We start from the raw sequence: 1,826 nt of genomic DNA on the forward strand, positions 1-1,826 counted from the left end.
ACGAGCCGAGGAAGAATTCCTTGGCACCCAAGACCATCGCAATCAGTACGCCCTCGATATTGCCAAGCACGCCAAATGTAAGCGGTTCGATCGGTATGCGGCAGAACAACAGCCAAAAGTGTGCACCAATCATCAAAAATAGGGCACTTGTATATAAATAAGCAAGGTTACGCGGGGTACGGTCTTGTGCAGTTAGCGTCCTTTGTCGAGCACTGGCGCGGTCGGCTGCGTTGGCCTTCGCCGTTTCGATGTTTGCCATGATGCGAGTTTTTTCCAGCTCAGCGGCGATGCGCTGCAATTCGACTTGGCTCTCGACGATCGATTCTTGAAACCGGTAGGCAAGTTCTGGGTTGGCTTGGATTGCAGCCAATGCCTGCTCTGGTGTGCCGGTGCCAGTGACCGTTTGAGCAATAGTGACCACTTTTTGCGCAACCTGTTCGGCTCGGCTACCCCCAATCCATTGGGCGATTTGCGGCGCGAACTGTGCAAGAGCGAGAACAATCGGCAACATGATTAAGCTCCGGCTACCCTCAAATTAGTGGCAATGTGCCGTGCCCAACCGCGCCCAAAGCTGGGCCACGTTTGCAACGCCGTTAAATAGGCTAGGCGCGCGGCCACAAAACGCATGATAAATAGCTCCGGGTCGACCGCCTGCACCGCGGCGATCGTCTTGGGCCCGAGTTTGCCGTCGGCGAGCGCACCGCTGGCTTGCTGCATCCAGACAACAACAGGGCCGCCATTGTAATTGGCATCCACGACTTGGAACGTAATACGCGCATCATAGCTGTCGCAGTGCAGCGGATCCCAGTAAAGCGCCTTGGCAATTTGCTTGGCTGTCTCACGCGGCAAATCCTGCAAAGGACCGGTATAGCCCCATGCGAGTGCCACCCGCTGGGTGATGCCCCACATGGTTTCACCGCCAGGATCGTGAGGGTGATTGAAGTAACCCCCTTCATTGCCAATAAGCTGCTCAAAGGCGTCATCAAAAGTAATCATACCGGGCCACTAAAGGAATGCTTATTCATCTAACACACGAAGCGTTTCACATAGCACGATAGGAGAAGTGCGTCCGTCAATCCGTAAAACTTATTTGTAGTACTTGAGAATTTGCCTGGTTGTTCCGGCTTATGGCGCTACGCAACGCACAATTCGATCAACGCTGCGATGTTCAACATTAACTACTAAAGCAATACTAAGCACACACCGGTAGACCAAGGATACGTAATCGCGTGGTACCAGCATGGACCTTGACTGTATCGAATGGGTCCCTCAAAAATGAAACCTTAACTTCAATCTATACCACTCTACTTTGATGTCAAGTATTGGTTTTGGCTTTGTAAAGTAACGCCAATCTGGAAATTACGATGTTGAAGAAATGAAAAATTTTCACAGCGCAACGTTTTGTGAAAATTATACCGAGTATGAGGATCTTTATTAAAGCGAGGAGCCGTGCTCCGCTATGGTTAAGGACTTGAGAGCGAGTGATGCAGGTTACTGTATTCGTGTTCTGCTGGCAGAGCAGGTCATGCCCGATGCTCCGTGGCAGATTAATGTAAGCGATGTACGCAGCGAAGCTATTACGGCGGCGTTCGCGTGCAAACATCGCCCATGTTGCAGCCATGTCGCAGAACAAATGAATGGCTTAAATGTGCAAATCGGTGGCAAACGCCGGTAGCGGCTTGCCCAGACGTTGCTCAGCAAAGCACAGCATGGGCTCACACAAGCAGCGGTTGACCTGCCCCCTTGGTTAGTGCCAGCCGCCTTTTAGCAAAGTCCTTTTAAACCAGCTCCTGGAAAGCGGCAGGAGCATCCGCTGTTGCCCGATA

At 51.8% G+C, this 1,826-nt stretch carries 1 protein-coding gene and 1 pseudogene; both read right to left on the reverse strand.

The window, feature by feature from the left end; translation table 11 throughout:
- Window positions 1-421: pseudogene (locus tag KPG66_RS17100) on the reverse strand (hypothetical protein); the annotation flags it as partial.
- 92 nt (window positions 422-513) lie between these two features.
- Window positions 514-996, reverse strand: a complete 483-nt coding sequence (locus tag KPG66_RS17105; protein ID WP_237071639.1) for a glycoside hydrolase family 108 protein — start codon at window positions 994-996, stop codon at window positions 514-516.
- Between the last annotated feature and the right edge of the window lie 830 nt (window positions 997-1,826).

Source organism: Mycetohabitans sp. B2 (assembly GCF_021733735.1).
Taxonomy (GTDB): domain Bacteria; phylum Pseudomonadota; class Gammaproteobacteria; order Burkholderiales; family Burkholderiaceae; genus Mycetohabitans; species Mycetohabitans rhizoxinica.

Bases quoted from the DNA above. Each gene is read 5' to 3' on its own strand.
- KPG66_RS17105 (WP_237071639.1), bottom strand. From the start codon at position 996: ATGATTACTTTTGATGACGCCTTTGAGCAGCTTATTGGCAATGAAGGG.